At 41.3% G+C, this 1,819-nt stretch carries 1 protein-coding gene; it reads right to left on the bottom strand.

The features are described 5' to 3' along the window. Positions 1-74: 74 nt before the first annotated feature. Positions 75-1,466 carry a zinc ribbon domain-containing protein gene (locus F6K49_RS45335; protein WP_293108709.1) on the bottom strand — a complete coding sequence of 464 codons (1,392 nt, stop codon included), beginning with the start codon at positions 1,464-1,466 and terminating at the stop codon, positions 75-77. Between the last annotated feature and the right edge of the window lie 353 nt (positions 1,467-1,819).

The raw sequence follows: 1,819 nt of genomic DNA, 5'->3' as shown, positions 1-1,819 counted from the left end.
CGTTCCTGGCATCCCGACCAGGAGTTGCTTGAAAGCCTGAGCAAAGCTCATGTTTGGAGTCAAGCCAGCCAAGCTCAACTGCATCTAGCAGACTCAGTCCCATTCATGCACAAGAAACGCGCAGTACGGCGCAATAATACTGCCTGCACCTCGGCTTTACTCATGTACCGGGTGATGTCCTTGTCCGTACCTCTATCAAGGACATTTTTGGCAGCGTTATGGTCAGCCTGCAACACGACCCCATCAAATCCGGTAAAATTGTCCCCAGTCCTTTTCCCTAATAGGGTTCCATTTCTGGAGTCAACTTGCGACGTGTAACTAGGTTGAACTTCTGTCACGACTGAACCAGTCCAATTAGCCCATTTCTGCAAGGAATCCCGCATTTTTCCTTTAATCCAACTATTGAGTTTGCGGGATGCAGCTTTGGACTGGCGTTTATTCGTAAATTGTCGTGTTAAATCTTCAGAAAAAACTTTTAATGATTCTCCGTTAAACAGCGATTTAGATGCGGCTCCTATAATAGCCGCCAACTTCGATTGATCTTGTTTGTAACGCTTGTTTTCTGTCTTTCGGGTCAGATTGTTTTTAAGGATACGAGTCGATTTAGCCGGGTCTAATTTCTCTAACTTTTTGTGTAATGCCCAAAGTTTTCCTCTTTTTCGATTTTTACTACATATGCGATCAGATTTTGCAGTAGTAGCGTACCCTAATCCTTTCCCGTGTGCCTGACCATCAGAGTCATAGAAAGCTTCAGTGTATCCCTTGTCTACTCCGATACTCCGACGTTCAGATGGAATTTCCGCAGTTCCATGATTCACTAAGAAGTGAATCTCAAACCTTTGCAGCAATTTATTATAAATCAGCCTAATCTGTCCTTTTATTTTACGATTAGACTTGACTATTATTCTATTTATTTTACCTCTTCTCAACCCAGCTAGTTCTAGTTGGTAAGTATTGCGGGAAAGTCGCTTACAGCTATATCCTCCTTGCTGGTAAACTATCTGATTTTTTACCCAAGAATGTCCTCTTTGAAACTCTTTTCTTACAAGCCTGTGGAGAAGAGGGTTGTCCAGGAAAGCTAAAGTCTTTAGTTGTTTGCAAAGCTCTTTTCTTCTTTTTTGGTTGTCTTTCCCGGAAAATCTTTTGTAAATCTTCTTGATGACTGCTTCAGTGCAAGCAGCTTGTTGAGCTGTAATGGCTTTTGCCACATCACTGACAGTCCATTCCATTAGCTTGGAAGGCAGTCCCAATGATTCGGGGGTCCTAAAGCTCCTGACTTCTGGGTACGCCTTTTTCCAGTCAAGACTCCAATGATTGATACTGCCCAGCTTGTTATAAGACTCGGAACGAACGATCCCCAACTTTTTCATAGTAGACAACAGCTCAGCACCAACCGACTCAGTCATCCCTATGACGGGGACGATTTGAGTTGATCTTTTCTTTGCTTCGTCTACTTTCTTAGACATTGTTAGATCTGTGTCCTACACTTCAATAATACTATAGCGCTAGTTAAATTTCAATGTCCATTTTGTGATATTAAATACCGATTTATCCCTATTTTTAGGGGTTTGATTGCGAGGCAATAACTAATGCCAATAGCGCATTGCGTAGTTTTTGCATAATTAATTTTCTTTCCTTATCGTAATGATTGGGTTAAAAAGTAATTAACCGAAAGGTTAACCACCCTCGTAACTATTTTTTTTATGCACCCCTACAGAAGTTACTTCCCCAGCTTGTTTCTACTAGGAGCTCAAGTAACCTTTTGTAGATTAGACTAAAGTACAAAAACTTGTCAAGAGGAAAGACAGGAAATTTGTGA

The sequence above is a fragment of the Moorena sp. SIO3I6 genome (genome assembly GCF_010672095.1).
This window is presented reverse-complemented; position numbering and strand designations above follow the sequence as displayed.